2 protein-coding genes are annotated in these 1707 nt (G+C 76.1%); both read right to left on the reverse strand.

Annotated features, from left to right (window positions below):
* Positions 1-326 (reverse strand): hypothetical protein (locus K6I34_RS36610; RefSeq protein ID WP_229332334.1); only part of this gene is annotated, 326 nt, incomplete at its 3' end.
* Between the two features lie 228 nt (positions 327-554).
* On the reverse strand, positions 555-1707 hold a 1153-nt coding region (gene cbiE / locus K6I34_RS36615; protein WP_229332335.1), incomplete at its 5' end, for a precorrin-6y C5,15-methyltransferase (decarboxylating) subunit CbiE.

Here is a 1707-nt window from a genome sequence, read left to right on the forward strand (position 1 = left end):
GGGCGGCGCGGGGCCGCGGGCGCGGCCGGGGCGGCGGCGGACTGCGGCATACGGACGTCGCCGAGGTCGACGGAGCCGGAGTCCCGGCCGCCGGTCTCGTGGGTGCCGCCCTGGACGGCGGGCTGCTCCATCCAGGCGCCCTGGGCGCCGGGCATCAGCAGGAGGTCGTCCTCGTCACCGCCGTCCGCGTCGGCGTGGTCCAGGAACGTGTAGGCGGCGGGAGCGCCGGGATCGGCAGGAGCCACTGAGTCCGCGGGGAACGGGCCGGGAAGCTCGCCTGCGTTCTCCGGCTGTCCCTCGCCCGGGAACTGGCCGGTGTCGGTCATGCGTACCCCTCGCCCATCGGTAGTGCTCCTTCCAACCGCGTACGCCCATAGTGAAGAACGAGCGTCGGTGCCTCGCGGCACGTTGTGCGTCGTCCGCCCCTACCTTGCCGTGCTCCCGCCAAAAGGAGGGAACGTTCGGGACATTGACGACTGTGGTGTCGGACACCGAGGGGCGGTACGGGGCGGTACAACGAACCGCAACCCTACCCTCCGGCCGGTGGGCAGGGCTCACAGGTGGGTGTGGCGGCCGCTCAGGAGGAAGGCCACGGTGCGCTCGTGCTCGGTCCAGGTGGCGGTCTCCAGCTCCACCGACTGGAGCAGCGCGCACTCCACGGCGTACCCGCCTTCGGCGAGTGCCCGGCCGATGGCCTCGGCCTCGTCGCGGGTCGCGGCGTGGGCGACGATCCGCTCGGGCGTGCGCGCGGCGCAGGCGGCGACGACGTGCGCTCCCCCGCCGCCGACGCGGACGACGTCGGGCTCGGGAAGGTCCTCCAGGACCTGGGGGGCGGTGCCGTGGACGACCTGGAGCTGGACGCCGTAGCGGCGGGCGGCGGCGGTGGTGCGGGCGCAGGCGTCCGCGTCGCGGTCGACGGCGATGACGGCGGCGCCGAAGCGGGCGGCCTCGACGGCGGCGGCGCCGCTGGCGGAGCCGATGTCCCAGACGAGGTCGCCCACGCGGGGGCCCAGCCGGGCGAGCTGAGCGGCCCTCAGTTCGGCGGACTCGCCTTCGCCGAGGTCGCTGCCGTAGGCGTCCGAGGGCAGGGCCCAGCCGCGTACGGCCGGGGGGTAGCCGGGGTCGCGGCCGGCGATCCAGCCGCCGGAGGCACGCGCTCTGCCGGCTCCCCAGCCCTGGGCGGCGGGCTGGGCGGTGCCGGGGCCCCCTCCGCCGATGACGCCGCCGATGACGATGACGACGTTGGGGTCGCGCCAGGTGTGGTCGGGGACCTTGTCGGAGGTGAGGACGGTGACCTGTTCGCGGGCGGTGCCCAGTTCCTCGCAGATGACGAAGGTGCGGTGGACGGGGCCGAGGAGGAGGGCGAGTTCGGCGGGGCCCGCGCCGGGCGAGGTGAGGACGGCGACCTTGGGGTGGGCGCGGCAGACGTTGACGGCGCGCCGCAGGTCGCGGCTGTGGGCGACGACGACCTGGGCGTCGTCCCAGGGCATGCCCACGCGGGCGAAGGCGGCGGCGACGGCGGAGACGGCCGGCACGACCTCGACCTCCAGGCCGTGCTGGGGGGCGCGGAGGGCGCGGACGACGCCGAAGAAGCCGGGGTCGCCGTCGGCGAGGACCACGGCGGAGCCGCGGTGGCCCGCGATGCGGCGGGCGGCGAGGTCAACGCTGCCGAGCCTGACGCGTTCGGCGGCGGGCGGGATCTCGGGC

The sequence above is a fragment of the Streptomyces sp. UNOC14_S4 genome (assembly GCF_020740835.1).
In the GTDB taxonomy this organism is placed as follows: Bacteria; Actinomycetota; Actinomycetes; order Streptomycetales; family Streptomycetaceae; genus Streptomyces.